General features: G+C 57.5%; 2 protein-coding genes. Both read right to left on the bottom strand.

Features of this window, described 5'->3' with window-relative positions; genetic code table 11:
* On the bottom strand, window positions 1–345 hold a 345-nt coding region (locus A2I95_RS41475), incomplete at its 3' end, for a hypothetical protein (RefSeq protein ID WP_291738097.1).
* Window positions 346–403: 58 nt separating this feature from the next.
* On the bottom strand, window positions 404–967 hold the full coding sequence (locus A2I95_RS41480; RefSeq protein ID WP_291738098.1) for a TlpA disulfide reductase family protein: 564 nt from the start codon (window positions 965–967) through the stop codon (window positions 404–406).
* Window positions 968–1,075 lie beyond the last annotated feature (108 nt).

The raw sequence follows: 1,075 nt of genomic DNA on the forward strand, positions 1-1,075 counted from the left end.
GTGTTTCTTTGGCAGAACTGTTGCGTAGGCCTGGCAGCTCGATGGCGTTCGGGACTTGGATTGACAAGACTTCAAGGCGTAGTGCTTAGCCAGCGGAAGGGAGCTTGTATTCCAAAACGCTCCAACCAGATCTTCTGGCGGATTCACAAACATTGCGCCGTAGAACTCCGCATTCTTTTTGAAGAAGGCAAAGCTTTTTTTCATGTCGCCCGTCAGGCGGATGTCCGAATTGATCGAAAGTTTGGATCTGGTTCCTTCAATCAGTATTTCTTCAGCCTGAGTAGCGCAGGTTGTCGAGAAAAGAACGGTAGCAGCCGCTGCTAGACCTGAAAGAAAATGTCTCAAAAAAGTCTTCTGGGGTCACTATTTGCCCCAGGCTACTAACTTGAAACTCAAGCGCAAGCTACTTTGACGCGATCATCGCCTTCACGATCTCCTTGGCGCTGTCCGAGTTCCACTCGGCATCGCCCAGCAGCCGCGCCACTTCCTTGCCGTCGCGGTCCAGGAGCACCGTGATCGGCAGGCCGATCACCGCCATCTCGCGGGCCAGCGCCTGTTTCGGGTCCTGGTGACGGGGCAGGTTGCTGATGCCGTTCTCGTCAAAGAACTTCTGGATGCCCGCGGGCGAATTGCGCCCGGTGGCAATGGTTAGCACCTCGAAATCTTCGCCGCCGAACTCCTCCTGCAGCTCGGAAAGCTGCGGCATTTCCTTGCGGCAAGGGGCACACCAGGTGGCCCAGAAGTTCAAGAGAACCACTTTGCCCTTGTAGTCTTCCAGGCTGGCGGTGCCGGCGCCGTCGGCCAGCTCAAACGCGGTTGCGGACACATCCCGCGGCTCGGAATGCACGACCAGGCGCCGGAGGCTGTCTTCTCGCAGGGCCTCCAGCTGTGCCTGATCCGCCGCAGCCGCGGCATTTGCACCCAAGGCGAGGGCCATATAAAGGGAAAGCTGACGAAACAGACGCATTTTATCTCCGGGGTTCCACACCATGACAGATCAATCCTCGAACCAGATGTGGGGCGGCCGCTTTGCCGCAGGTCCCGACGCGATCATGGAGGCGATCAATGCCTCGAT

Source organism: Leisingera sp. F5, assembly GCF_001593695.1.